This window comes from Sphingomonas sp. GV3, from assembly GCF_031082075.1.
Classification (GTDB): Bacteria; Pseudomonadota; Alphaproteobacteria; order Sphingomonadales; family Sphingomonadaceae; genus Sphingomonas; species Sphingomonas beigongshangi.
In genome coordinates this window covers 1-23,412 of sequence record NZ_JARWLE010000001.1, presented here as the reverse complement: position 1 = coordinate 23,412, position 23,412 = coordinate 1, and the positions used below count along the sequence as shown (strand labels likewise).

The following is a 23,412-nucleotide window of genomic DNA, read 5'->3' as shown; positions in this document are numbered from 1 at the left end:
CCGCCATCGCGAGGGAGCCGACGGGCCAGCCGATCCGGATCGCCGCTTTCGCGGGCATGACACGGGTTGAGCTCACGCGCGCACCCCTACCCGCTGAATTTCCCACTCCAATGTCACCCCGGAATACGCCTTTACCTTATCGCGTACCTCCTCACCCAGTGCCTCGATGTCGGCGCTCGTCGCCGTGCCAAGGTTGAGCAGAAAGTTCGTATGTTTCTCAGATACCTGTGCATCGCCGCGACGCAAGCCGCGACAGCCCGCCGCGTCGACGAGCGCCCAAGCCTTGTGCCCGTCGGGATTCTTGAAGGTCGAGCCGCCGGTCTTCGAACGCAGCGGCTGCGACGCCTCGCGTGCCGCGGCGATCCGGTCCATCTCCGCCTGCACGGCGGCGGGTTCGGCCGGATGGCCACGGAAGGTGGCGGCGACGACCACCGCGCCCTCGGGCAGCGCGCTGTGGCGATAGGTGTAGCCGAGATCGCCTAGCGACAGGATCCGCCGCTCGCCCGAGCGCAGCACCACCTCTGCCTCGGTCAACACGTCCTTGACCTCGCGCCCATAGGCGCCGCCGTTCATCCGCACGAAGCCGCCGACGGTACCCGGGATCGAGCGCAGGAACTCGACGCCGCCGATGCCCGCGTCGCGCGCGGTCGAGGACACGAGGATGCCGCTCGCGCCGCCACCGCAGCGCAATGTCGTCGCGTCCACCGCCTCGACCTTCGCGAACGCCTTGCCCAGCCGCACGACAACGCCGGGGACGCCGCCATCGCGGACGATGAGGTTCGAGCCGAGGCCGAGCGCCATCACCGGCACCGAAGGATCGAGGCCGCGCAGGAAGTCGGCGAGGTCGTCGACGTCCGCCGGCTCGAACAGCCATTCCGCCGCCCCGCCGGCCTTGAACCAGACGAGCGGCGCCAGCGGGGCGCCGTGCGTCAGGCGGCCACGGACGGCGGGACGGTCGATCACCACGGCCCCGCCCCCCACAGGCGCATCCACGCCTGGATGGCGGCGAGGTTCGCCTCGGCCGCCTTGCGCGTCGCCTCCTGCGCCTGCACCAGCGCCTCGCCCGCGCCCACGGCGTGGTTGCCCGCCTCCAGCGTGCGGCGCTGCGCATCGAGCATCTGCTTCTGGAAGCGCAGTCCGGCGTCGAACCAGTCGGTCATCGCCGTGCCTCGATCGCCGCAGCCAGCCCGGCCGCCCATTTGGTGATGTCGCCGGCGCCGAGGCATACGACCATGTCGTCCGCCTGGACCGTGCCCGCGAGTTCCGCAGCGAGCGCATCGGCATCCGCGATGACGGCGGCGGAGCGATGACCGCGCCGCTTCAGCCCCTCGACCAGCGCCTCGGCGTCGACGCCGGGCACGGGCGCCTCGCCCGCCGCATAGACGGGCGTCACCAGCACGCGGTCGGCGTCGTTGAACGCAGTCTGGAAGTCCTCCATCAGGTTGCCGAGCCGCGAGTAGCGGTGCGGCTGCACCACCGCGATGACGCGGCCGCGCGCACCCTCGCGCGCCGCGGCCAGCACGGCGCGAATCTCGACCGGATGGTGGCCATAGTCATCGATCACGGTCACCGCGCCGCCGTCTACCGCGACCTCGCCAACCTTGGTGAAGCGGCGCTTGACCCCGCCGAACGCCTCGAAGCCCCGGGCGATCGTCGCATCGTCGATGCCAAGCTCCAGCGCCACGCCGATCGCGGCGAGCGCGTTCTGCACGTTGTGGCGGCCGGGCATCGGCAGCTCGATGTCGGCGATGGTACGCGCGGACCCGTCGCGCTGGCGCACGACGCAGGCGAAGCGGTTGCCGCCCGGCACCGGCGTCACGTCGACGCCGCGGATGTCCGCCTGCGCGGAGAAGCCATAGGTCACGACGCGCCGGTCGCGCACGCGCGGCAACACGTTCTGCACCTCCGGATGGTCGAGGCAGAGCAGCGCCGCGCCATAGAAGGGCACGTTCTCGACGAACTCGACGAACGCGTCCTTGACCGCGTCGAAGCTGCCGTAATGGTCCAGATGCTCGGGATCGATGTTGGTGACCACCGCGATCGTGCCGTCGAGGCGCAGGAAGCTGCCGTCGCTCTCGTCCGCCTCCACCACCATCCAGTCGCTCGCGCCGAGGCGCGCATTGGACCCGTAGCTGTTGATGATGCCGCCGTTGATCACGGTCGGGTCGATCCCGCCCGCGTCGAGCAGCGCGGCGACCATCGAGGTCGTCGTCGTCTTGCCATGCGTGCCCGCGACGGCGACCGTCTGCTTCAGGCGCATCAGCTCCGCGAGCATCTCGGCGCGGCGGACGACGGGGATGCGGCGCTCCAGCGCGGCCTCGACCTCGGGGTTGGACCGCGTGATCGCGGTGGAGGTGACGACCACCGCCGCGTCCGCGACGTTTTCGGCGGCATGGCCGATCGTGACCGCGATCCCCTTGTCGCGCAGCCCCTGCACCACATAGCCCTCGGCGACGTCGGAACCCTGTACCGTATAGCCGAGGTTCTTCATGACCTCGGCGATGCCGGACATGCCGATGCCGCCGATGCCGACGAAGTGGATCGGGCCGATGTCGGTATGGACGCCGCGGATCATGCGCCCATCCCCGCCAGCGCCGGCTTGGGCTTTACCGGCTTCCCGACCGGCAAGCGCGCGAGCGGGGCGTCGAGGCTTTCGACCAGGTCGGCCAGGTCGCTGACCGCATTGGGGCGGCCGACGCTCTTCGCGCGGACGGCGGCGTTTTCGAGCGCCGCGGGGTCGAGGCCCAGCTTCTGCATCTGCTTGGCGAGTTCCTTGGCGGTGAAGTCGGATTGCGGAATGGTGCGCGCGCCCCCCGCTTTGGTCATCTCCCGCGCATTGGCGGTCTGGTGGTCGTCGGTCGCCGACGGCAGCGGCACGAGGATCGCCGGTCGGCCCGCCGCGGTCAGCTCCGCGATGGTCGATGCGCCGGCACGGCCGATTACCAGATGCGCCCAGGCGAGCTGTTCCGGCATGTCGGGCAAATAGGTGGCGAGTTCCGCCGGGATCTGATGCTCGGCATATTTGGCGCGCACCGCGTCGATATCCTCGATCCGCGCCTGATGCGTCACCTGCAGCCGCCGGCGGAAGGTGACGGGCAGCATCGCCAGCCCGTCGGGCACGACCTGGCTGAGCACGCTTGCGCCCTGACTGCCGCCGGTGACGAGGACGCGGAAGATCCCATCCTCCTCCAGCAGCGGATAGGGCCTGGCGCGCAGGGCCAGCACCGCCTCGCGCACCGGATTGCCGACCAGATGCACCTTGTCCGCGAGCTTGGCCGGCAGGCGCGCGGTCTCGGCATAGGAGGTAGCGATCGCCCCAACGCGCCCCGCGACGACGCGGTTGACCCGGCCGAGCACGGCATTCTGCTCGTGCACCGCCGTCGGGATTTTTTCCGCGAAGGCGGCGAGCAACGCCGGGAAGGCCGGATAGCCGCCGAAGCCGATCACGGCCGCCGGCTTGAAGGTGCGGTACAGTTCGCGCGCCATCGCCCGTCCGCACAGCATCTCGCGCACCGCGCTCGCCCAGCCCTGCGGCTTCTTCAGCTGGAACCGGCCCGCGGGCAGGACGTGCGTCTGGACTCCGTCGAACAGGCCCGGGAAACGCACGCCGCGCGCGTCGCTGACCAGGGCGACACGATGCCCGCGCTTCGTCAGTTCCGCGGCCAGCGCCGCCGCCGGTACCATGTGCCCCCCCGTGCCGCCGGCGGCGAGGACGTAATGCTTGCTCAATTCGAACCCCATCTCACCACATAGGGACTGCGCGTCAGGAACGGGTTGCGCCGCGTGAATGCGAGCAGCAGCCCCATGCCGATCGACAGCGCGATCATCGACGACCCGCCATAGCTGATGAACGGCAACGTCATCCCCTTCGACGGCGCCAGCCCCGTGTTCACCGCCATCGACACCAATGCCTGCGCGCCGAATTGCACCGCCAGGCCGCTCGCCGCAAGCAGCTTGAACTCGTCCTGCTCGTCGAGCAGCCGGACGAAGACGCGCACGACGATCGCCAGGAACACGACCGCGATGATCGAACAGGCGATCAGGCCGAACTCCTCGCCGATCACCGAATAGATGTAATCGGTATGCGCCTCCGGCAGCCCGAACTTGGCGGTGCCGCCGCCCGGCCCGGTGCCGGTCCAGCCGCCCGCGGTGATCGTCGCATGCGCGGCATTGGTCTGGAAATGGTCGCCGGCCCCCTCGCCCTCCACGCCGGGGAAGAGGAAGGCGTCGATGCGCGTGCGCGCCGTGCTGTAGAACATATAGGCGGCGGCGAGACCGACGGGCACCATGCCGATGATCGCGGCGAGGACGCGCATCGGCGTGCCCGCGATCATCAGCAGCGCCAGCCAGACGGTGCAGAAGATCACGGTCTGGCCGAAATCGGGCTGCAGCATCAGCAGCACCGCGACCACCGCCGTCATCGCGCCGGTGATCAGCACTGTCGGCAGGTCCTGGTCCTTGACCTTGAGCGACAGGACCCAGGCGACGGCGACGATGAACACCGGCTTCAGGAATTCCGACGGCTGGAACTCGGCGATGCCAACGCCGATCCAGCGCCGCGCGCCATTGTGGACCGCGCCGATGAACGGCGTCACCGCGAGCAGGAACGCGAACAGCGCCGCGCCGATCAGCGCCGCGCGCCGCGCGGTGGCGACGGGCAGCATCGACACGCCAAACAGTACGGGCAGCGACACGCCGACCCACATCAGCTGGCGCCAGAAATAATAGAGCGGCGCGAACTTGTGATGCTCGCCCGAATAGCGGACCGCCGTCGCCGGGCTCGCCGCCGCCACCGCGACCAATCCGATCGCGATCAGGAACAGCGTCAGCAGCAAGAGCATCCGGTCGATGTCCCAGAACCAGGTGCCCAGCGGCGACCGGTCGCCGCGCCCGCCGCGCCGCTTGACCTTGGCGATCAGCGTATCGCGGCCCTGCGCCGGAGCGCCGGTGTTCATCCGTGTCGCCATCAGTCCAATGCCTCCACCGCCGCGCGGAACGCCCGCCCGCGATCCTCGTAATCGCGGAACTGGTCGAAGCTAGCACAGGCCGGCGACAACAGCACGGTTTCTCCCGGCCGCGCCGCCGCGGCGGCGTGGCGGACGGCCGTGGCGAGATCGCCCGCCAGCTCCACCGAGGGGACGCGCCCCTTCAGCAGGTCGAAAAACAGCGGCCCCGCCTCTCCGATCGTGTATGCCGCGACGACGCGGTCGAGATAGGGCGCGCAGGCGTCGAGGTCGTCGCCCTTGCGCTTGCCGCCGACGATCCAGTGGATGCGCTCGAACGCGCCGAGCGCGGGCGCGGTGCTTTCGGGGTTGGTCGCCTTGCTGTCATCCACGAACGCGACGCCGTTGCGTTCGGCAATGCGCTGCGTGCGATGGGGGAGACCGGCGAAAGTTTCGAGTGCCTGCTCGATTTGCTCACCTGACAAATTCAGCCAGATACCGATAGAGATGGCACACGCTGCATTTGCCGCGTTGTGCGGCCCCTTGAGATTCGGCCAAGCCGCTTGCCGCGACACATCGACCATATCCCAAAATTTTATCTGCGCTTCTTCGCGGACATCGGTCACCCCGAAGGTCGCATCTGTATCATTGTCAACCACCATAAGGTGATTACCGGTTTGCATTTCGAACAGCCGCAGCTTCGACGCGACATAACCCTCGAAACCATCGTAACGATCAAGGTGATCCGGGGTGATGTTCGTCAGCACCGCGACATCGCAGTCGAGCGTCTGCGTCAGGTCGATCTGGTAGCTCGACAGTTCGAGTACATAGACCCCACCCTCCGGCAGCGGGTCCTGCTCCAGGATCGGCAGGCCGATGTTGCCACCCATCAGCGTCGGCACGCCCGCGGTCTTCAGGATGTGGTGGACCAGCGCAGTCGTCGTCGACTTGCCGTTGGTGCCGGTGATGCCGACCACCTTGTGCGGCGGAAGCTCGGCACGCGCCTGCGCAAACAATTCGATGTCGCCGATCACCGGCACGCCCGCCGCCCGCGCCTGCGCCACCAGCGGATGCGTGTTGAGCGGCACGCCGGGCGAGACGACGAGCCCCGCCGCGCCGGAGAGGTCGAGCAGCGCCGGATCGTGGACGATCACGCCGTCGACCGCTTCGGCCCGCTCGCGCGCCGCGGGATCGCTGTCCCACGCGACGACATGGGCGCCCGCCGCGGCGAGCGCGCGCACCGTCGCCATGCCCGAACGCGCGAGCCCGAGTACCGCGTAGCGCTGCCCCGCCCAGTGCGCGGCGGTGATCACCGCAGCTTCAACGTCGACAGGCCGGCCAGCGCCAGCACCAGGCTGATGATCCAGAATCGGATCACCACGGTCGGCTCGCTCCAGCCGAGTTGCTCGAAATGATGGTGGATCGGCGCCATCCGAAACACGCGCTTGCCTGTGCGCTTGTAGAAGAAGACCTGGATGATGACGGAGAGCGCCTCGACCACGAACAGGCCGCCGACGATGCCCAGCACGATCTCGTGATGCGCCACCACCGCGATCGTGCCCAGCGCGCCGCCCAGCGCTAGGCTGCCGGTGTCGCCCATGAACACCGCCGCCGGGGGCGCGTTGAACCACAGGAAGGCAAGGCCCGCGCCGATCACCGCGCCGCAGAAGATCGCGAGTTCGCCCGCCCCCGGCACGTGCGCGATGCCCAGATATTCGGCGAACTTCACGTTGCCCGCGAGGTAGGTGATGATCGCGAAGGTGACGCTGGCGATGATCACCGGCATCGTCGCCAGCCCGTCCAGCCCGTCGGTCAGGTTCACCGCATTGCCGAAGGCGACGATCGTGAACGCCGCGAACAGGGGATAGGCATAGCCGAGGTCGAGGTACAGCCGGTTGGTGAACGGCAGATACAGGTGCGGCCCGTTCTGCCCCATGATGATCCACGCGGCGATGCCGGCGATGGCGAATTCCAGCAGCAGCCGCGTGCGTCCCGACACGCCAGCGGTGCTCGCCTTGCGCACCTTGTCGTAATCGTCGAGGAATCCGATCGCGCCGAAGCCGAGCGTCACGAACAGGCACGCCCAGACGAAGGGGTTGGCCATGTCCATCCAGATCAGGATCGACAGCGCCATGCTGGTCAGGATCATCAACCCGCCCATCGTGGGCGTGCCGCGCTTGGCGAGATGCGTCTGCGGGCCGTCGGCGCGGATCGGCTGCCCCTTGCCCTGGCGGACGCGCAGCCAGCCGATGAAGCGCGGCCCGATGATCAGCCCGATGAACAGCGCGGTGGCGATCGCCGCCCCGGTTCGAAAGGACTGGTAGCGGATGAGGTTCAGCAGCCCCGTGAACTTCAGGTGCTCGGCGATCCAGTAAAGCATTTCAGGTAGTTCCGCCCCCCAGGCCCGCGACCAGCCGCGACAGCCCCACGCCGTTCGATCCTTTGACGAGTACCGCGTCGCCGGCGCGGGCCATGTCCCGAAGGCGGCCCAGCGCACTAGCGGCATCGGCCACATGGACGACATCGACGCGCCCCTCAAGGGCATTCGCGAGCGGCGTCATCGCTTCACCGACGAGCAGCGCCGTCTCGACGCGCGCCGCGACGACCGGATCGGCGAGACCGGCGTGGTAATCGGCCGAATCGTCGCCCAGCTCGCGCATCTCGCCCAGCACGGCGAGGTGCCGGCCCGGCTCCTGCGCCAGCACCGCCAGCGTCGCGCGCATCGAGGCGGGATTGGCGTTGTAGCTTTCGTCGATCACCAGCATCTCGCCGCCCACCGCCGGCGCCATGAAGCGCGCGCCGCGTCCGGCGAGCCCGCCCATCTCCCCGAGCGCGAGGCCCGCCAGGCCGAGGTCCGCACCCGCCGCGTCGACCGCGGCGAGCACCGCCAGCGCGTTCGATACCCAGTGCATGCCGGGCTGCGACAGGGTGAAGGACAGCTCGCGCGGGCCGAGCCGCGCGGACACGAACGTGCCCCCGGTCGGCAGCCGCATCGCCTCCGTCGCATGGACATCCGCCGCCTTGTCGAGGCCGAACGTCACGATCCGGGCGGCATGGGGGCGGGCTGCGGCGATCAGCCGCTCGCGATGCGGGCTGTCATAGGGGACGATGGCGGTGCCGCCGGGCTCCAGCCCCTGGAAGATCTCGCCCTTCGCATCCGCGATCGCGCTCTCGTCTGCGAAGAAGGCGGTGTGCGCGGGCGCGATGGCGGTGATGATCGCGATATGCGGTCGCACCAGCCGGGTCAGCTGCGCGAGCTCGCCCGCGTGGTTCATCCCCATCTCGAACACGCCGACGCGCGTCTCGCGCGGCATGCGTGCGAGGCTGAGCGGCACGCCGGTGTGGTTGTTGTAGCTCTTGACCGACCGATGGACCTCGCCCGGCATCGACCGGTCGAGCGCGGCGAACAGCGCTTCCTTCGCGCTGGTCTTGCCGACCGAGCCCGTCACGCCGATCACCGTGCCGGCCATACGCGCCCGCGCGGCGCGGCCGAGGTCGTTGAGCGCGGCGAAAGTGTCGGCGACGCGGACGTGCGGATGCGGCGTCTCCTGCGCGACGATCGCGCCGCCCGCCCCTTGCGCGAAGGCCTGGGGCAGGAAGCGATGGCCGTCCGTGCTCTCGCCGGTCAGCGCGATGAACAGGTCGTCCGGGCCGACCTCGCGGCTGTCGAAGGCGACGCCGTCGACCGCGAAATCGGCCGAGGCGATGCCGGAAACGGCGACGGCGATCTCCGCGGCGGTCCAGAGCGGCGTTCCGCCCGCCCCCGTCATGCGGCGCACTCCCGCGCCACCGTGACGTCGTCGAACGGCAGCACCAGATCGCCGACCACCTGGCCCTGCTCGTGCCCCTTGCCCGCTACAAGCACGATGTCCTCCGGCCCCGCCTCGCGGATCGCGGCGCCGATCGCCTCGCGCCGGTCGCCGATCTCGCGCAGTCCGGGCGCGCCGCGCAGCACCGCGGCGCGGATCGCCGCGGGATCTTCCGTCCGGGGATTGTCGTCGGTGACGATCGCGACATCGGCCTGCGTTCCCGCGACCTGCCCCATCGTCTCGCGCTTGCCCGCGTCGCGGTCGCCGCCCGCGCCGAAGACGACGAACAGGCGCCCGCGCGCGTGCGGCTTGAGCGCGGCGATCGCCGCCTCGAGCGCATCGGGCGTGTGCGCGTAATCGACGTAGACGGGCGCGCCGCTCTTCGCGATCGCCGCACGCTCCAGCCGGCCGCGCACCGGCTGCAGCCGCGCCAGGTCGGCGATGGTTCGCGCGACATCGCCGCCCGTTGCGATCACCAGGCCGGCGGCGACCAGCGCATTGGCTGCCTGATAGCCGCCGATCAGCGGCAGCGCGACGCGATGTTCCGCGCCGTCCGCCTCGATCGTCAGTCCCTGGCCGAGCAGGGTCGGGTCGCGCCGCACGAGCCGCAGCGTCGTGCCGCGCTCGCCGACCGTGATCAGCTTGTTGCCCCGCGCCCGCGCCAGGTCCACGACGCGGTCCGCGTAAATGTCGTCCGACCATACGACGGTGGTGCCGGCGGGATCGAGCACCTCGGAGAACAGCCGCAGCTTCGCGGTCAGATAGGCGCCCATGTCGCCATGATAATCGAGGTGGTCGCGGCTGAGATTGGTGAAGGCGGCCGCCGCGACGCGCAGTCCCTCGGTCCGGTACTGGGTCAGCCCGTGGCTCGACGCCTCGAAGGCGACATGGGTCACGCCTTCGCGGGCGAGGCCGGCGACGTTGGACAGGAAGGTGACGACGTCGGGCGTGGTCAGGCCGGTGGTGACGCGCTCGTCCGCCGTCGTCACGCCGAGCGTGCCGATCGACGCCGCATGATGGCCGGCCATCCGCCACAACTGGCGCGTCATCTCGACCGTCGATGTCTTGCCGTTCGTCCCCGTCACGGCGACCGCGACGTCGGGAAAGGGCGCGAAGAAGGCGGCGGCGAGACGCGCGAAACGCTCGCGCGGGTTCTCGTCGTGGATCGCGACCGCACCCTCGACCGCGACGCCCGGCCGCACCACGACCGCCACCGCGCCGCTGCGCACCGCGTCGGCGATGAAGTCCTCGCCGTTGACGCGGGCGCCCTGAAAGGCGCCGAAGACGGTGCCCGGCGCGACCTTGCGGTGGTCGATGGCGAACCCGGTGACGAGCGCGGCGTCGTCGTTCCCGGTGAGCTGGCTCAGCCTCATGCCGCCCGCCTCAACGGCCGTCGACCGGCGGCGCGCTCGGATCCTGCCACAGCGTCGGCGTGATGTCCGACACGTCGATATCGCGCCGCTCGTCCGGCACGACGCCCAGCATCGCGCCCACCCGTGCGATCGTGCGGCCCACCACGGGCGCCGCGTTCCAGGCTGCGGTCTTCCACCCGCCAGTCTCCTTCGTCCCCTGCGGCGAATCGAGCATCGCCAGCACGACGTAGCGCGGCGCATCCATCGGGAAGGCCGCCGCGAACGTCGCGACGTTGCGCGAGCGGTCATAGCCGCCCGCCACCGCGGCCTCCGCCGTACCCGTCTTGCCGCCGACGCGATAGCCCGGTGCGTCGCCTTTACGTCCGGTACCGCGCAGAACGATCAGGCGCAGCATCTGTCGCATGCGCGCGCTGGTCGCCTCGCTGATCACCCGGCGCCCGCGCGGCGCCTGTCCGGGCGCGATCTTCATCAGCGTCGCCGGGCGCCAGATGCCACCGTTGACCAGCGCCGCATAGGCGGAGGCGAGATGCAGCGGCGTCACCGCGATGCCATGGCCATATGCGGTGGTCATCGTCGTGGTGCGGGCCCAGAAGCCGGGCCACAGCGGACGGCCCTTCTCGCGCAGTTCGATATCGGGCTTGGTATCGAAGCCGAGCTTGCGGAACATCGCCTGCATCCGTTGCGGCCCGACCTCGTCGGCGACGCGCGCGGTCGCGACGTTCGAGGAATAGATCAGCGTCTCCGCCATGTTGAGCCAGCGCTTCGGATCGCCACGCTCGTCATGGATGGTGAAGCGACCGACCTGCAACGGGTGCGTCGCATCGAAACGCCGGTTCATGCTGGTGACGACGCCATTGTCGATCGCCGCCGCCATGGTGATAGGCTTGAAGGTCGAACCGAGCTCGAACACGCTCTGCGTCGTGATATTGCGCAGTTCGTCGCTGCCGGACGTACCGACGCGATTGGGATTGAACGTCGGCAGCGACACCATCGAGATGACCTCGCCGGTATGGACGTCGAGGACGATGCCGCCCGCCGCGCGCGCGGAGAAGGTCGTCATGGCACGACCGAGCTCGCTTTCCAGCGCCGCCTGCACACGCGTGTCGATCGACAGCTGGGCCGGCTGTCCCGCCTTGGCGGGATCGAGCAACCGCTCGTCGAGCACGCGCTCCATCCCGCTCATGCCGTGTCCGTCCGTGGACAGGAAGCCCAAGGCATGCGCCGCCAGCGTCGACTGCGGATAGAGGCGCTGCGTCTCGCGCGCGAAGACGATCGCGGGCTCGCCGATCGCATTGACCTGCTCGACTAGCGCCGGGCTGGCGCGGCGCTGCAGATAGGTGAAGCTGACGGGCTTGGTCAGCTGCGCGTAGAACCATGCCTGGTCGCCACGATCGGGCATCAGCGCGGCGAGCTTCGCCGCGATCTCCATCTTGTCGCCCAGCACCTTGTTCGGGTGGACCGCGATCGTCCAGGCATCGATCGTCCGCGCCAGCGGCGCGCCGTTGCGATCGACGATGTCGCCCCGCGCGGCGAGCGCCGCCGTGCGCGCCTGCGCCTCCGCGCCCGAGAAGACGCCGAGCATCGCCAGCCGGCCGATCACCACGGTCACCGCCGCCGCGAAGAGCAGCATCAGCATCATCAGCCGGGTATGGCTGGTCGCGACCAGCGCCTGGCGCTGGCCGGCGCTGCGCCGCGGGGCGGCCGGGCGGGCGACGATGACGGTCACCGTTTGCGGGCTTCCGAACGGGCGTTCGACAGGATCTCGCCCAGCGTCGTGTCCGACAGCAGCTTCTTGTCGAGCATCGCGACGGCCTGCGGGCGCACCTTCGCGACCGCGGCCGCGCCGCGCGCCGCGTCGTTGAGCTTGGCGATCATCCGCGCGCTCTTCTCGACCGCCGCCGCCTTGATGACGGTGGCGCCGGCGGCGAGCTTGGCGGTCGGGATCACCGCGCGTGCCGCCTTGGGCATGGCTGCCGCGACCTGCACCACCGCCGGCGCCGGAGTCGCGGTCGCGGGGGCGTTGAGCACCGGCATCGACAGCGACGGAACGACGAGCGCGGCCGTGCGGATCGCGCCGTCGCCCTGCCCCGGCGCGGCGGGGCCGCCATTGGCGTCGAGGCTGGCGAGCGCCTGCTCGTCGGAGACGAACTGCCCCGCCACGGGCGCGGCGAGCGCCAGCGTCTCGCCGTTCCACTTTTCCAGCTGGGCCAGATTGGCGCGGGTGTCGAATTCGGTCTCCAGCGCGCGGATGTCGCGCTGCGCGGCATCGATTTTGCGATCCATGCCCTCCAGCTTCTTGCGCTCGGCGGCGACCTGCAGCGAGACGAGATAGAAGCCGAGCACGATGGCGACGCAGCCACCGAACCAGCCTATTCCCTTCAACCGGTACGCCGCGGTCATATACTCACCTCCTGATTGCTGCCCGCCCCCGGACGCATGCCCTGATCGAAGGACCCATGCTCCCAGGCGGGCGCATCGGTCCGTGTGGCGACCCGGAGCGTCGCGGAACGCGCGCGCGGATTGCGCGCCAGCTCCGCCTCTCCGGCGCGGATCGCCTTGCCGACGTTTGCGAACGTCGGCGCCTTGCCTGACGCGGCCTGCGGCAGGTGACGCGAGCCGCCGGGCACGTTGCCCGAGCGTTCGCGCAGGAACCTCTTCACCAGCCGATCCTCCAGGCTGTGGAAGGTGACGATCGCCAGGCGACCGCCCGGCTTCAGCACGCGCTCCGCGGCGGCGAGCCCGTCGGCAAGCTCGCCCAGCTCGCGGTTCACATGGATGCGGACCGCCTGGAAGGTCCGCGTCGCCGGATCCTTCTTGTCGTGCGGCCGGTGGCCCAGCGCCTTGCGCACCGCCAGCGCGAGTTCGCCGGTCCGGGCGAGCGGCCGCGCCGCGACGATCGCGCGCGCGACGCGGCGCGACTTGGGCTCCTCGCCATAATGGTAGAGGACGTCGGCGATCGCCTCCTCGTCGGCGGTGTTGAGGAAGTCGGCCGCGCTCGGCCCCTCCTGGCTCATCCGCATGTCGAGGGGGCCGTCCGACTGGAAGGAGAAGCCGCGCGCCGCCTGGTCGAGCTGCATCGACGACACGCCGATATCCATCGTCAGCCCGTCGACCGGCGACCCGATCGCGGCCTCCAGCGCGGAAAAGTCGCTGTGCACGAGCGTCAGTCCTTCGAGTCCCGCGGCGCGGCCCGCGGCGATCGCGTCGGGATCGCGGTCGAACGCGATCACGCGCGCGCCCCGCGCCAGGATCGCACGCGTGTAACCGCCCGCGCCGAAGGTCGCGTCGACGATCGTCTCGCCGGGCGCGGGCGCGAGACCGGCGACCACTTCGTCGAGCAGCACGGGGATGTGGGGCGCGTCAGTCAAGCGCGATCCCCTTGTCCTGGCAGTAATAGCGGCAGGCGGCGACCATCTGCGGCGCGATGCCGGGTGTCGACAACAGCGTCTTGGGGTCCCAGATCTCGATATAGTCGAGCGTGCCCCAGAAGAAGGCATGCGCACCGATATTGGCGTAGAAGCGCGGAAAGCCGGGCATGATGAAACGCCCCGAACCGTCGAAGGGCACCGCCTCGCCGTTCGCGCCGCCGCGCTTGATATTGTGGTCGACCTTGCCGTCGAGTCCGCGCGACAAAGCGACGCGCTCGTTCAGCTCGCGCTTGAGCTCGGCGATGTAGGCAGGGTCGTAGGCGATCAGACAGGGCTGATCCTCGTGCGCGGCGATGATGACGGTGCCGCCGTCCTTGCCGTCGGCGCGGGGCGCATTCTCCGCCAGCGTCGAGCGGAGCGCGTTGGGGATGGCAACCCGGCCCTTGTCGTCGACAAGAGCAAGTCCGCTTCCCTGATAATTGCCCCTTTCTGTCACGCCCGTCTCGCACCCTGGCGCGCACGGCATCACCCTCGAAATCCGACCCTCGTCGGACTCCGACCGTCTTTGCGGCCAGCAAAGGTGATACCTGCCCCGTTGTTGGTAATGGATACCAACAGGCAGGCGGGGACGCAACGGGATTTTCGGGGAAAGACGGGGAAAGGGCCCCCTTTCGTCGCTTATCCTCTGGGTGGACGCTCCATTCGGCGCTCCAGCGAAATCCCTGGCATGTCACGAGAATCGGCCAGCCGGACGCACGCGTGGTGCGCCGTCCCCGGTTTTCCCCGGCGGATCACCGGTTGGCTTGGCTGTTGCTGGTCGAGGGGGCGACACCGAGTTCGGCGAGCGGTTCGCCGGAGGCGTCGGCGGCGGCCTGCGCGCTGCCCGCGTTGGTCAGCGCCATGTTGGCGACGACATCGGCCTGCGCCGATCCGGCCGTGGCGATCGGACGCTCCCGCGTCGCCGACCCCAGGATCGCGCTGGCGATGGCGATGAGCAGGACGACCGCGACCAGGCCGATCAGCCCGACCTTGACCCGCTGCACCGTCTGGGAATGTTCGCGCGCTGCCTTCATCGTGTCGTACTGTTGTAACGACTTGCCGCGCGATTGTCGATCAGGCGCTCAGGCGAGGCCTTTCGCCTGTCGCCATGCCGGGTCGTACAGGGTGGACAGGTAGCGGAAGCCGGTGTCGCACAGGATGGTCGCGATCCGCTTGCCCGGGCCAAGATGCCGCGCCAGCCGCACCGCCCCGGCGACGTTGATACCCGACGACAGCCCGAGGCACAGGCCCTCCTCGCCGAGCAGGCGGCGCACCCAGTCCCAGCCTTCCTGGTCGGAGATGCGGAACTGCGTATCGACCGGCGCGCCTTCCAGGTTGGCGGTGATCCGCCCCTGCCCGATCCCCTCGGCGACCGACGACCCCTCGCTGCGCAATTCGCCGCAGGCGTAGTAATCGTACAGCGCCGCGCCGTGCGGGTCGCTGAGCGCGATGCACACCGCCTCGTCCTTGGCCTTCAGCCCCAGGCCGACACCGGCGAACGTGCCGCCCGTGCCGACGGCGCAGGTGAAACCGTCGATGCGACCGTCCATCTGCGACCAGATCTCCTCGGCGGTGCCGGTGATGTGTGCGCGGCGGTTGGCCACGTTGTCGAACTGGTTGGCCCAGAGCGCATTGTCGCGCTCCTCCGCGATGCGGCGGCTGGTGTGCACGAAATGACAGGGCGAGGAATAGGGCGCGGCGGGTACCAGGACGAGTTCGGCACCGAGCGCGCGCAACGTGTCCATCTTCTCGCGGCTCTGCGTCTCGGGCATGACGATGATCGTCCGGTAGCCCTTGGCGTTGGCGACCAGCGCGAGGCCGATCCCGGTATTGCCGGCGGTGCCCTCGACGATCGTGCCGCCCGGCCTCAGCAGGCCCCGGGCCTCCGCGTCCTCGACGATGCCGAGCGCGGCGCGATCCTTGATGCTGGCGCCGGGATTGGCGAATTCGCACTTGCCGAAGATGTCGCACCCCGTTTCCTCGCTCGGCCCCTTCAGGCGGACGAGCGGCGTGTTGCCGATCAGGGCGAGCGTATCGGGCAGGCTGGACATGGCTCGCTAGATGGCGCGGGTGCAACGCGGGGGCAAGCGGCGCGTGACGACGGGCACCGCCAGTTCCGCTTGGCGGCCGTAAAGCTGCGCTTGGCCGATTTTGCAGCGCGACAAAAGCGTGCTTGACGCTGACCCGTCGTATACGCAAAGCACCGCGCCATCATGAAGAGCGCCCTCCTCCCCGCCGCCGCCGCGCTGCTCGCGCTGGCCGCCTGCAACAACAAGCCGGCCCAGCCCGAGGTCGTCGACACCAATCCCGATCCGATGGCGACGCAGCTCGCCAATCGCCCGCCCGTCGAGCTGCCGCCGGCGATCAAGGCGGACAAGACGTTCCGCTGCAAGGACAACAGCCTGCTCTACGTCACCTTCTTCGACGGCGACAAGCTGGCCTTCGTGCGGACTGAAAAGGCGGGCGCGCCGAACCGCCTGACCGCCGCCAAGGCCGGCGATCCGCTCACCGCGGACGGCGGCTGGAAGCTGACGGGCACGCCGTCGAACATCACGATCACGCGGCCGGGCAAGGGCACGCTGACCTGCAAGTCGTAACGCGACGAACTGACCCGATGTAGGCAAAGGCCGGCGGTGCGTTCCGCCGGCCTTTTCTTTTTGGCCCGAGGCCTGCCGCTGCGTGGGTCGCTCGACGGCTGCCGAACGGACCGATACGGTCGCGCCATGGCAACGATCGCGATCTATAGTGCGAAGGGTGGCGTCGGAAAGACCAGCCTCGCGGTCAACCTCGCCTGGTGCGCGGCGACCGCGTCCCGGCGCCGCACCCTGCTGTGGGACCTCGATCCGCAGGGGGCGGCGAGCTGGATCCTCGGTGACGGCCCTTCCGCCCCCGCCGCCGATCGCGCGCAGGCGATCTTCACCCGCGACGTCGGCGCGGCGGCGCAGGTCCGGGCGACCGCCACCGACGGGCTCGACCTGATCGCGGCGGATGCCTCGCTGCGCGATCTGGACGTCGTGCTGCACCGCATCGGCAAGCGCCGCCGCCTCGGCAAGCTGATCGACGGCGTGGGCGATTACGATCACGTGCTGCTCGACTGTCCGCCGGGATTGACGGAGACCAGCGAGCAGGTGATCCGCGCCGCCGACCTCATCGTCATGCCCGTCGCGCCCTCGCCGCTTTCGCACCGGACCCATGACGAGGTGGTGCGGCATCTTGGTGGCAAGGTCGCCGTGATGCCCGTCCACGCAATGGTCGATCGGCGTCGCCGGCTGCATGCCGAGGCGCTGGCCGCGCATCCCGATTGGCCGGTCATTCCCATGGCGAGCGCGGTCGAGGCCATGGCGGGCCACCGACTCCCGCTCGGCGCCTATGCCCCCCGCTCCGCCGCGACGCGCGCCTTCGCCGACGTGTGGATCGCAATCGAGCGCCGGTTGGCCGGCTAGGATCTGGCCCGTTCTAGCGGGAGCGGCGCCGCCCCTCACCCCGCGCCTTGCCATCGGCAGCGTGCACCGCCACCTTGGCGGCGATGCAGTGGCTGGACCCAAAGATGGTGCTGGGCGCCTATTCGGTCGGCGTCTTCCCGATGGCGGACCATCGCGACGCCGACAGCGTCTATTGGGTGGAGCCGCGCACGCGCGCGATTCTGCCGCTCGACGGGTTCCGCCTGTCGCGCTCGCTGCGCAAGACCATCGCCCGCGACAGGTTCCGTGTCACCGCCAATACCGCGTTCGAACGCATCCTCCGCCTGTGCGCAGAAAGCGTCGAGGATCGCCCCGAAACCTGGATCAACGCCGGCATCGAGCGCGTCTTCGTGACGCTGCACGCGCTCGGCTTCGCGCATTCGGTCGAATGCTGGGAGGACGACGAACTGGTCGGCGGCCTGTACGGCCTAGCCCTCGGCCGCGCCTTCTTTGGCGAATCGATGGTCAGCCGCCGGACCGACGCATCGAAGGTCGCGCTCGCCTGGCTCGTGGCGCGACTGAAGGTCGGCGGCTTCAGCCTGCTCGACTGCCAGTTCCAGACGTCCCACCTCGCCTCGCTCGGCGCGGTGGAGATCGATCGCGACGCTTATTGCGCGTTGCTCGCCGCGGCGCTGGACGGCGGCGCCTGCGTCTCGCCGTCGGCCGCGTCTTCGGGGGCGGCCGGCGATTTCGCCGCGCTGGACCGGCTGGCCCCGCCGCCCGCGCCGGCGCCCGCCGACACCGTATCGGGCCCGGTCGCCGGCCATTCCATCGTACAGCTCTTGGCCCAGACATCGTAGACCGGATGCTGGACGGCGTTCAGCGCCGGACGTTCCTTGTACAGCCAGCCCGAAAAGACGCGGCGCCAATGCGTGTCGCTGCCGCGCACGTCCAGCTGGACGAAGGCGCCGGTCAGCGTGTCCTGTTCCCAGGGCGCGGTCCGCTCGCACGCCCGCAGCCGGACGATCGCGTCGCCGACGCGCACGGCTTGGCCTGGCTTCAGCGTCAGGTCGCGCGCGACGCCGTTGCGCTTGTTGAGCAGTCCGACGATCGCGACGCGCTGCGCCATCGGCGTGCCGCCGGTCGGCGCGGCATCGTCCGCGCCCGCGACGGTCTCGATCGCGGCGTCGTCTCCCTTGTCGCGCGGGCTAGGATCGAAATCCTGCGCGGCGACCACCGGCGAGGCCGCCCGGCGCGCGTCATAGGCGCGCCAGCCGATCAGGCCCGCCACCGCCAGCACCACCGCCAGGACGCCGGCGGCGAGCCAGCGCCGAGTCACCCTTCGGGGGTCCAGGCTTCGTAGTCGCCGGTCGCGGCCTGGCGGTGACCGCCCTTTTCCAGCGCGCCGCTCGGCCGATAGGCCAGCGGCGTCCCGGTCATGTTCGGAATCGCCGGCTTCTGCCAGGGGCGCGGCGGCGGCAGCGCACGATCCGGCGTCTCGTCGATATGGTGATGCAGCCAGCTGAACCATTCGGGCGGCACGCGGCTGGCATCGTTCGCACCCTGATAGATCACCCAGCGGCGGGCGCGGCCGGCCGTATCCTTGCCGCCTTCCCAATAGGCGTTGCCGAGGTCGTCGGTGCCGACCTGCTTCATGCCGCGCAGGCCATAGAGGACGGTGCCCCAGGTCGCGCCGTTCCACCAGGTGAAGGGATTGAGGTTGATGCCCATGCCTCGCGCTTACCCGCCCGCACGCGCCGCTTCAACCGGCATCATGGATATCAGGAGAGCGACGCGAAGATGTTCCTGTAGTGAGGGAGGGCCAGATTCGGCATCGATGCCGCCAGAGCGGGATGACATCAGGTCGAATTACGCCGTCATTGCAGGCGTAGCGAAGCAATCCAGGCTTTGCAGGTCCGGCGCTGGATTGCTTTGCGCCGCTCGCAATGACGATCAACGGAATGTCATCATGCTCTAGCGCCAGATCGAAGCAGCGAAGGTCGCTATGCTCCTTCCCGCGGATGGCTGGCGTGCCCGTCCACGTGGTCACCAAGAAATATTGAGTTGAAAGGCCGTCTCGTACGAATCCTCGCAATGAATGGAAGCAGGGTACGGCACTGGCAGCGGAAATGCCGGTCTCCTCGCGCAACTCTCCGGTCAAGCGCAGCTCGCAGCGCCTCCCCGGGCTCCAGGTTTCCGCCGATGATGTCCCCGCAAGAAGGAAAAGACCCGCGATCCGGATGCCGCAGGCGCCATGGGTTAACCCCGCATCACTTCGGCCAGGTCACCTTGTCGCCCGCCGCTATGCCCAGTTCGGCGGTGCGCCCGCCGACGAGTTCCAGCACCGCGCCGACCGGCTCGCCCGACGGAATCGGCGTTTCCGAATAGGGCACGGCGTTTTCCGCGATCGTCGCGATCGTGCCGTCGGGGCGTATGAACACGATGTCGAGCGGCGTCGGCGTGTTCCTCATCCAGAAGCTCGCCTCGCGCGGCGCGCCGCCGCCGGCCGGATAGGGCCAGAACAGCATGCCGCCGTCGGGCGTCAGGTCGGTGCGGAACATCAGGCCGCGCTCCTGCTGCTGCGCGGTCACGGCGCGTTCGACCACGAACCGGTGCTGGCCGTTCGACGAGGCGATCGTCACGGGAAGACGCGTCTGCTGGTCGCTGGCGGCGGTATCGGACGCACCGGAAAACACGCCCTGCTGCACCGCGATGCCGGTACCGCCGATCGCGAGCACCGCCACGATCGCGACGATCGCCTTGCTGCCGATCATGCCCCTTCCCCGTCCCCTTCGACCACCACCGCCAGCGGTCCCTTGCGCCCGTCGACGATCCGGGCACGCAGCGGCTGGTCGGGCTCGATCGCAAAGATGCCCGCGCGGCGCAACGTCTCCATATGCACGAAGACGTCCGCGCCATCGCGCAGCCGGATGAGGAAGCCATAGCCTTTCAAGCGATTGAACCACTTCACCTGCGTCGGCTCGAAGGCGCCCGCGACGTCGATCAGCGCCACCGGGTCGACGCGGTCCGCCGGCCGCGCGGGCCGTGGCGGTTCCTCCACCGCCTGGCTGAGGTCGATCGTCACGATCTCGCGCGCCTGCCAGCCGCGGCCGCGCTGTACGGCAAGCGCGGTGACGCGCGCGCCCTCCGGCAAGCTGCGCCGCCCATGCGGCTGCAGCACGGAGAAATGCACGAGCACATCGCCGATAGCCGGATCGCCGGACACCGCGAAGCCGAAGCCACGGGTCACGTCGAACCACTTGATAACACCTTCGACGGCGACCGGTGCAGGCATCGGCGCGGACGCGGCGGGCATATCGCCGCCGCTCCGCACTTCGCCGTGCTCGTCGCCCTCCCGTTGCGGCTCGCTACGCATCACTGCACCCCTGTTGCCGCTACGCTAGCACGCTTCGTCGCGGCCGCAATTCAGGAAAAGGGCGTTTCAGGACATTCCTTCCAATTCTCGGACGATATCGTCGGCATTTTGCGCGGAAACGATGCGCCGCGCGATCGTCATGGGGTGCCCCGCCCGCAACATCGCGGCCAGCTGCTTCTCGCGGACCGCGCGATCGACCGCGGGCGGCCCGAACGGTCCGAGCCGCCGCCGGCGTGCGAAGCGCAGCGCCGAGTCCGCCTCGCGCGCCGCGATGTCGGGCGCGACCGCCGCCGCGTCGGCCTCCTCGACATGCGCCTCGCGCAGCGCCGCCGACACGCGCCGGGCGCCCAGCCCCCGCCGTGCCAGCGCCGCCGCCTTGCTCTGCGCATACAGGCGATCGTCGATATAGCCTTGCGCGGCCATGCGATCCGCGAGCGCCGCCGGGTCCGCCGCCTCCCCCGTCCACCCGCGTTCGCGGATCTTGCGCGTCAGATAGGCGGTGAGCTTGCCCCGCGTCGTCGCGAAGCGTTCGACGTAGCGCAACGCCAGCCGCTCCAGCGCGGCGGCGTCCAACGGCTTGGGAGAGGCACGCGATCGGGGCATGGCCTTGTTGTTGCCACAGTGGCGCGAGAAAAAGAACGCTTGTGCTGTCGCATCGGCAGCGTTTCGAGACGATGCGCGCGGTGCGCGACAATACGGGACCCCACGAATGACCGAGCAGATTCAGCCCCAGCCAGCGCCGACGTCGACGCCGACGCTGGACGAACTGCCGCGCCGCTTCGCCGATTTCACCACGCTCGGCGAGGCGCTGGACTACGCGGCGCAGGGCCGCCGCGGGCTGAACTTCCACGACGCGCGCGGCACGCTGGCGCGGGCATATCCCTTCGCCGAACTGCGCGACGACGCCATCGCCATGGCGCATCGCCTGATCGCGGCGGGCGTGCGTCCGGAGGACCGGATCGCGCTGGTCGCGGAAACCGGGCCGGAATTCGCCGCCTTGTTCTTCGGCGCGGTCTATGCCGGGGCCTGGCCCGTGCCGTTGCCGCTGCCGACCAGCTTCGGCGGTCGCGACTCGTATATCGAGCAGTTGCGAGTACAGCTCGCCAGCTGCGAACCGCTCATGCTCGTCTATCCGCCCGAACTTGCCGCCTTCGCGGCCGAGGCGGCGCGGCTTGGGGGCACGCAGGGGATCGACTGGGCGGAATTTGCCGAGCGCGAGGCGCCGGCCGTCGACCTTCCCCAGGCGGACGGGCAGGCGATCGCCTATCTGCAATATTCCAGCGGATCGACGCGCTTCCCGCACGGCGTCGCGATCACGCACCACGCCCTCCTGAACAATCTAGCCGCGCACAGCCACGGGATGGAGATCGGCGGGACGGACCGCTGCATCAGCTGGCTGCCCTGGTATCACGACATGGGCCTGGTCGGCTGCTTCCTGTCGCCGATCGCCAACCAGGTGTCGACCGACTATCTGAAGACGGAAGATTTTGCGCGGCGGCCGCTCGCCTGGCTGGACCTGATCAGCCGGCACGATGGCACCGCCCTCTCCTATTCGCCGACCTTCGGCTATGACATCTGCGCGCGCCGCATGTCGTCGCAGACCAAGGCGTCGGACCGGTTCGACCTGTCGCGCTGGCGCGTCGCGGGCAACGGCGCCGACATGATCCGCCCCGACGTCATGCAGGCGTTCGTCGACGCCTTCGCGGACGCCGGGTTCAAGGCCTCGGCCTTCCTGCCCAGCTATGGCCTCGCCGAGGCGACGCTGGCTGTCTCGCTCATGCCGCCCGGCGAGGGGATCCGCGTCGAGCTGGTCGAGGAAACGCAATTGTCCGGCGGCGACTCGCTCGCGGCGAACGACGGGCCGCGCCCGCAGCGGTTCCGCGCCATCGTCAACTGCGGCAAGCCCGTGCGCGACATGGCGGTGGAGATCCGCGAGGAGGACGGCACGCCGCTGCCCGACGGCGCGATCGGCAAATTGTGGTGCAAGGGCCCCAGCGTCATGGTCGGCTATTTCCGCGACGACGCGGCGACGCAGGCGTGCATGGTCGACGGTTGGCTGGATACCGGCGACATGGCCTATATGTCCGACGGCTACATCTACATCGTCGGCCGCGCCAAGGACATGATCATCGTCAACGGCAAGAATCACTGGCCGCAGGACATCGAATGGGCGGTGGAACAGCTGCCCGGATTCAAGGCGGGCGATATCGCCGCCTTCGCGATCACCACGCCCGGTGGCGAGGAGACGCCGGCGGTGCTCGTCCAGTGCCGCAGCAGCGACGAGACCGAGCGCCAGCGCCTACGCGAGGAAATCCGGGAGCGCGTCCGTTCGGTGACGGGCATGAACTGCGTCATCGAGCTGATCCCGCCGCGCACCCTGCCGCGCACCAGCTCGGGCAAGCTGAGCCGTGCCAAGGCGCGCAACCTATATCTCTCGGGCGACATCAAGCCCTACGACATCGCCGCCTGATCGCTCGCGCCGACACGCCTGCGCGACGCGGGCGTGCCGGCTGCCGACCAAAGGGTTTTGGGTGCGTGATCCAGCATCGCTGGATCGGCGCGGCACCGGCCCTCACCCCAACCCGCCCCCTCCACTCGGCGTATCCTGGATGGGCGGCCTGGTGGGGACGAGGGCCGGCACCGCTTCCACGCACGTAGATCGGACTCCAGCGGCAAAATAATGCCGCGCGCGGCGCCCGCCTCAACCTTGCGTCAACCAACCACCCGATACAGCCTGGATCGTGAACAACGATCCCGCCCCCGCAGCCAATCCCAAAGCGATCCGCTTTTCCCAGCTGCTCGGGCTCCGCGACGGCGCGGACGCGACCCAATGGGCGCAGATCCGCGCGTCGCAGCTCCATGCCGGGCGGCAATTGTCCCTGTTCCTGCTCGCCGCCAACCTGCTCGGTGCGGCCGCCGCGATCTGGGTGTTCGCGCATGCCGTCGACCATCTCAGGCTGATCGGCTGGGCGGTGTTCGTCGGCGTCGTCGCGGTGACGATCACCGTCCGCCGGCTCGCGACGCATCATCGCGAGGACGGCTATGCGACCACCGCCGACCTGCGCAACACCGTCTACGAAGGCGGCGCGCTCGCGATCGCATG

General features: G+C 69.6%; 23 protein-coding genes and 2 pseudogenes. 5 read left to right on the top strand and 20 right to left on the bottom strand.

Annotation, left to right across the window (positions count from 1 at the left end; genetic code table 11):
• Window positions 1–72: 72 nt before the first annotated feature.
• The 15 genes from murB to RF701_RS00055 form a co-directional block, all read right to left on the bottom strand.
• A complete protein-coding gene (gene murB / locus RF701_RS00125; RefSeq protein ID WP_308815590.1) occupies window positions 73–963 on the bottom strand; it encodes a UDP-N-acetylmuramate dehydrogenase in 891 nt (296 codons plus the stop codon).
• Window positions 960–1,160, bottom strand: coding sequence for a hypothetical protein (locus tag RF701_RS00120; protein WP_210356684.1), 201 nt, complete (start codon window positions 1,158–1,160; stop codon window positions 960–962). Before RF701_RS00120 ends, murB begins: the two co-directional genes overlap by 4 nt.
• Window positions 1,157–2,572 carry a UDP-N-acetylmuramate--L-alanine ligase gene (gene murC / locus RF701_RS00115; protein ID WP_308815589.1) on the bottom strand — a complete coding sequence of 472 codons (1,416 nt, stop codon included), beginning with the start codon at window positions 2,570–2,572 and terminating at the stop codon, window positions 1,157–1,159. The genes RF701_RS00120 and murC overlap by 4 nt, the downstream gene beginning before the upstream one ends.
• Entirely contained in the window at window positions 2,572–3,741 is a 1,170-nt protein-coding gene (gene murG / locus RF701_RS00110; protein ID WP_308813661.1) for an undecaprenyldiphospho-muramoylpentapeptide beta-N-acetylglucosaminyltransferase, read from the bottom strand. The genes murC and murG overlap by 1 nt, the downstream gene beginning before the upstream one ends.
• A complete protein-coding gene (locus tag RF701_RS00105) occupies window positions 3,726–4,955 on the bottom strand; it encodes an FtsW/RodA/SpoVE family cell cycle protein (RefSeq protein ID WP_203310610.1) in 1,230 nt (409 codons plus the stop codon). The genes murG and RF701_RS00105 overlap by 16 nt, the downstream gene beginning before the upstream one ends.
• An 11-nt stretch (window positions 4,956–4,966) precedes the next feature.
• Window positions 4,967–6,256: a UDP-N-acetylmuramoyl-L-alanine--D-glutamate ligase gene (gene murD / locus RF701_RS00100; protein WP_308813658.1), complete on the bottom strand. Its 1,290-nt coding sequence runs from the start codon at window positions 6,254–6,256 to the stop codon at window positions 4,967–4,969.
• Window positions 6,253–7,323: a phospho-N-acetylmuramoyl-pentapeptide-transferase gene (gene mraY, locus RF701_RS00095; RefSeq protein ID WP_210356687.1), complete on the bottom strand. Its 1,071-nt coding sequence runs from the start codon at window positions 7,321–7,323 to the stop codon at window positions 6,253–6,255. The genes murD and mraY overlap by 4 nt, the downstream gene beginning before the upstream one ends.
• 1 nt (window position 7,324) lies before the next feature.
• Window positions 7,325–8,713, bottom strand: coding sequence for a UDP-N-acetylmuramoyl-tripeptide--D-alanyl-D-alanine ligase (gene murF / locus RF701_RS00090; protein WP_308813656.1), 1,389 nt, complete (start codon window positions 8,711–8,713; stop codon window positions 7,325–7,327).
• Window positions 8,710–10,125 carry a UDP-N-acetylmuramoyl-L-alanyl-D-glutamate--2,6-diaminopimelate ligase gene (locus tag RF701_RS00085; protein ID WP_308813654.1) on the bottom strand — a complete coding sequence of 472 codons (1,416 nt, stop codon included), beginning with the start codon at window positions 10,123–10,125 and terminating at the stop codon, window positions 8,710–8,712. The genes murF and RF701_RS00085 overlap by 4 nt, the downstream gene beginning before the upstream one ends.
• 10 nt (window positions 10,126–10,135) lie before the next feature.
• Window positions 10,136–11,851, bottom strand: a complete 1,716-nt coding sequence (locus RF701_RS00080) for a penicillin-binding protein 2 (protein WP_210356690.1) — start codon at window positions 11,849–11,851, stop codon at window positions 10,136–10,138.
• Window positions 11,848–12,525 (bottom strand): hypothetical protein, encoded by a 678-nt coding sequence (locus RF701_RS00075; protein WP_210356691.1) that lies wholly within the window; start codon window positions 12,523–12,525, stop codon window positions 11,848–11,850. The genes RF701_RS00080 and RF701_RS00075 overlap by 4 nt, the downstream gene beginning before the upstream one ends.
• Window positions 12,522–13,493, bottom strand: coding sequence for a 16S rRNA (cytosine(1402)-N(4))-methyltransferase RsmH (gene rsmH / locus RF701_RS00070; RefSeq protein ID WP_308813653.1), 972 nt, complete (start codon window positions 13,491–13,493; stop codon window positions 12,522–12,524). Before rsmH ends, RF701_RS00075 begins: the two co-directional genes overlap by 4 nt.
• The gene (locus RF701_RS00065; protein ID WP_287976946.1) at window positions 13,486–13,989 is read right to left on the bottom strand and encodes a division/cell wall cluster transcriptional repressor MraZ; all 504 of its coding nucleotides are present in this window, start codon (window positions 13,987–13,989) and stop codon (window positions 13,486–13,488) included. Before RF701_RS00065 ends, rsmH begins: the two co-directional genes overlap by 8 nt.
• 295 nt (window positions 13,990–14,284) lie before the next feature.
• The gene (locus RF701_RS00060) at window positions 14,285–14,566 is read right to left on the bottom strand and encodes a hypothetical protein (RefSeq protein WP_308813652.1); all 282 of its coding nucleotides are present in this window, start codon (window positions 14,564–14,566) and stop codon (window positions 14,285–14,287) included.
• Window positions 14,567–14,614: 48 nt separating this feature from the next.
• The gene (locus RF701_RS00055; protein ID WP_210356693.1) at window positions 14,615–15,583 is read right to left on the bottom strand and encodes a cysteine synthase A; all 969 of its coding nucleotides are present in this window, start codon (window positions 15,581–15,583) and stop codon (window positions 14,615–14,617) included.
• Window positions 15,584–15,745: 162 nt separating this feature from the next.
• Between RF701_RS00055 and RF701_RS00050 the strand changes: the two genes are divergently transcribed.
• The 3 genes from RF701_RS00050 to aat all read left to right on the top strand — a co-directional run bounded on the left by RF701_RS00050 (window position 15,746) and on the right by aat (window position 17,793).
• Complete coding sequence (locus RF701_RS00050; RefSeq protein WP_210356694.1) at window positions 15,746–16,129, top strand: hypothetical protein; 384 nt, start codon at window positions 15,746–15,748, stop codon at window positions 16,127–16,129.
• 126 nt (window positions 16,130–16,255) lie between these two features.
• Window positions 16,256–16,975 (top strand): ParA family protein, encoded by a 720-nt coding sequence (locus RF701_RS00045; RefSeq protein WP_210356695.1) that lies wholly within the window; start codon window positions 16,256–16,258, stop codon window positions 16,973–16,975.
• 83 nt (window positions 16,976–17,058) lie between these two features.
• Window positions 17,059–17,793, top strand: coding sequence for a leucyl/phenylalanyl-tRNA--protein transferase (gene aat / locus RF701_RS00040; RefSeq protein ID WP_308813651.1), 735 nt, complete (start codon window positions 17,059–17,061; stop codon window positions 17,791–17,793).
• Window positions 17,794–17,828: 35 nt separating this feature from the next.
• Here aat and RF701_RS00035 read toward each other — a convergent pair.
• From RF701_RS00035 to RF701_RS00015, 5 genes and pseudogenes are all read right to left on the bottom strand, one after another.
• Window positions 17,829–18,062: pseudogene (locus tag RF701_RS00035) on the bottom strand (DUF2155 domain-containing protein); the annotation flags it as partial.
• 206 nt (window positions 18,063–18,268) lie between these two features.
• On the bottom strand, window positions 18,269–18,664 hold the full coding sequence (locus RF701_RS00030) for an NADH:ubiquinone oxidoreductase subunit NDUFA12 (RefSeq protein ID WP_288936932.1): 396 nt from the start codon (window positions 18,662–18,664) through the stop codon (window positions 18,269–18,271).
• 539 nt (window positions 18,665–19,203) lie between these two features.
• Complete coding sequence (locus RF701_RS00025; RefSeq protein WP_308813650.1) at window positions 19,204–19,707, bottom strand: DUF192 domain-containing protein; 504 nt, start codon at window positions 19,705–19,707, stop codon at window positions 19,204–19,206.
• Window positions 19,704–20,309 carry a cold-shock protein gene (locus tag RF701_RS00020; RefSeq protein ID WP_203310625.1) on the bottom strand — a complete coding sequence of 202 codons (606 nt, stop codon included), beginning with the start codon at window positions 20,307–20,309 and terminating at the stop codon, window positions 19,704–19,706. Before RF701_RS00020 ends, RF701_RS00025 begins: the two co-directional genes overlap by 4 nt.
• Window positions 20,310–20,375: 66 nt before the next feature.
• Window positions 20,376–20,912: a RecX family transcriptional regulator gene (locus RF701_RS00015; protein ID WP_308813649.1), complete on the bottom strand. Its 537-nt coding sequence runs from the start codon at window positions 20,910–20,912 to the stop codon at window positions 20,376–20,378.
• A gap of 106 nt (window positions 20,913–21,018) precedes the next feature.
• On the opposite strand from RF701_RS00015, the gene RF701_RS00010 reads away from it, so the two are divergent.
• Window positions 21,019–22,779 carry a fatty acyl-AMP ligase gene (locus RF701_RS00010; protein ID WP_308813648.1) on the top strand — a complete coding sequence of 587 codons (1,761 nt, stop codon included), beginning with the start codon at window positions 21,019–21,021 and terminating at the stop codon, window positions 22,777–22,779.
• A gap of 271 nt (window positions 22,780–23,050) precedes the next feature.
• Window positions 23,051–23,412, top strand: a pseudogene (locus RF701_RS00005) (diguanylate cyclase); the annotation flags it as partial.

Excerpts from the sequence above, each read along its gene's own strand:
- RF701_RS00015 (WP_308813649.1), bottom strand. The coding sequence starts at position 20,912 with ATGCCCCGATCGCGTGCCTCTCCCAAGCCGTTGGACGCCGCCGCGCTG.
- RF701_RS00120 (WP_210356684.1), bottom strand. The coding sequence starts at position 1,160 with ATGACCGACTGGTTCGACGCCGGACTGCGCTTCCAGAAGCAGATGCTC.
- RF701_RS00075 (WP_210356691.1), bottom strand. The coding sequence starts at position 12,525 with ATGACCGCGGCGTACCGGTTGAAGGGAATAGGCTGGTTCGGTGGCTGC.
- aat (WP_308813651.1), top strand. The coding sequence starts at position 17,059 with ATGCAGTGGCTGGACCCAAAGATGGTGCTGGGCGCCTATTCGGTCGGC.
- murG (WP_308813661.1), bottom strand. The coding sequence starts at position 3,741 with ATGGGGTTCGAATTGAGCAAGCATTACGTCCTCGCCGCCGGCGGCACG.
- murF (WP_308813656.1), bottom strand. The coding sequence starts at position 8,713 with ATGACGGGGGCGGGCGGAACGCCGCTCTGGACCGCCGCGGAGATCGCC.
- mraY (WP_210356687.1), bottom strand. The coding sequence starts at position 7,323 with ATGCTTTACTGGATCGCCGAGCACCTGAAGTTCACGGGGCTGCTGAAC.
- RF701_RS00045 (WP_210356695.1), top strand. The coding sequence starts at position 16,256 with ATGGCAACGATCGCGATCTATAGTGCGAAGGGTGGCGTCGGAAAGACC.
- RF701_RS00085 (WP_308813654.1), bottom strand. The coding sequence starts at position 10,125 with ATGAGGCTGAGCCAGCTCACCGGGAACGACGACGCCGCGCTCGTCACC.
- RF701_RS00050 (WP_210356694.1), top strand. The coding sequence starts at position 15,746 with ATGAAGAGCGCCCTCCTCCCCGCCGCCGCCGCGCTGCTCGCGCTGGCC.
- RF701_RS00055 (WP_210356693.1), bottom strand. The coding sequence starts at position 15,583 with ATGTCCAGCCTGCCCGATACGCTCGCCCTGATCGGCAACACGCCGCTC.
- RF701_RS00020 (WP_203310625.1), bottom strand. The coding sequence starts at position 20,309 with ATGCGTAGCGAGCCGCAACGGGAGGGCGACGAGCACGGCGAAGTGCGG.
- RF701_RS00060 (WP_308813652.1), bottom strand. The coding sequence starts at position 14,566 with ATGAAGGCAGCGCGCGAACATTCCCAGACGGTGCAGCGGGTCAAGGTC.
- RF701_RS00025 (WP_308813650.1), bottom strand. The coding sequence starts at position 19,707 with ATGATCGGCAGCAAGGCGATCGTCGCGATCGTGGCGGTGCTCGCGATC.
- RF701_RS00105 (WP_203310610.1), bottom strand. The coding sequence starts at position 4,955 with ATGAACACCGGCGCTCCGGCGCAGGGCCGCGATACGCTGATCGCCAAG.
- RF701_RS00030 (WP_288936932.1), bottom strand. The coding sequence starts at position 18,664 with ATGGGCATCAACCTCAATCCCTTCACCTGGTGGAACGGCGCGACCTGG.
- RF701_RS00010 (WP_308813648.1), top strand. The coding sequence starts at position 21,019 with ATGACCGAGCAGATTCAGCCCCAGCCAGCGCCGACGTCGACGCCGACG.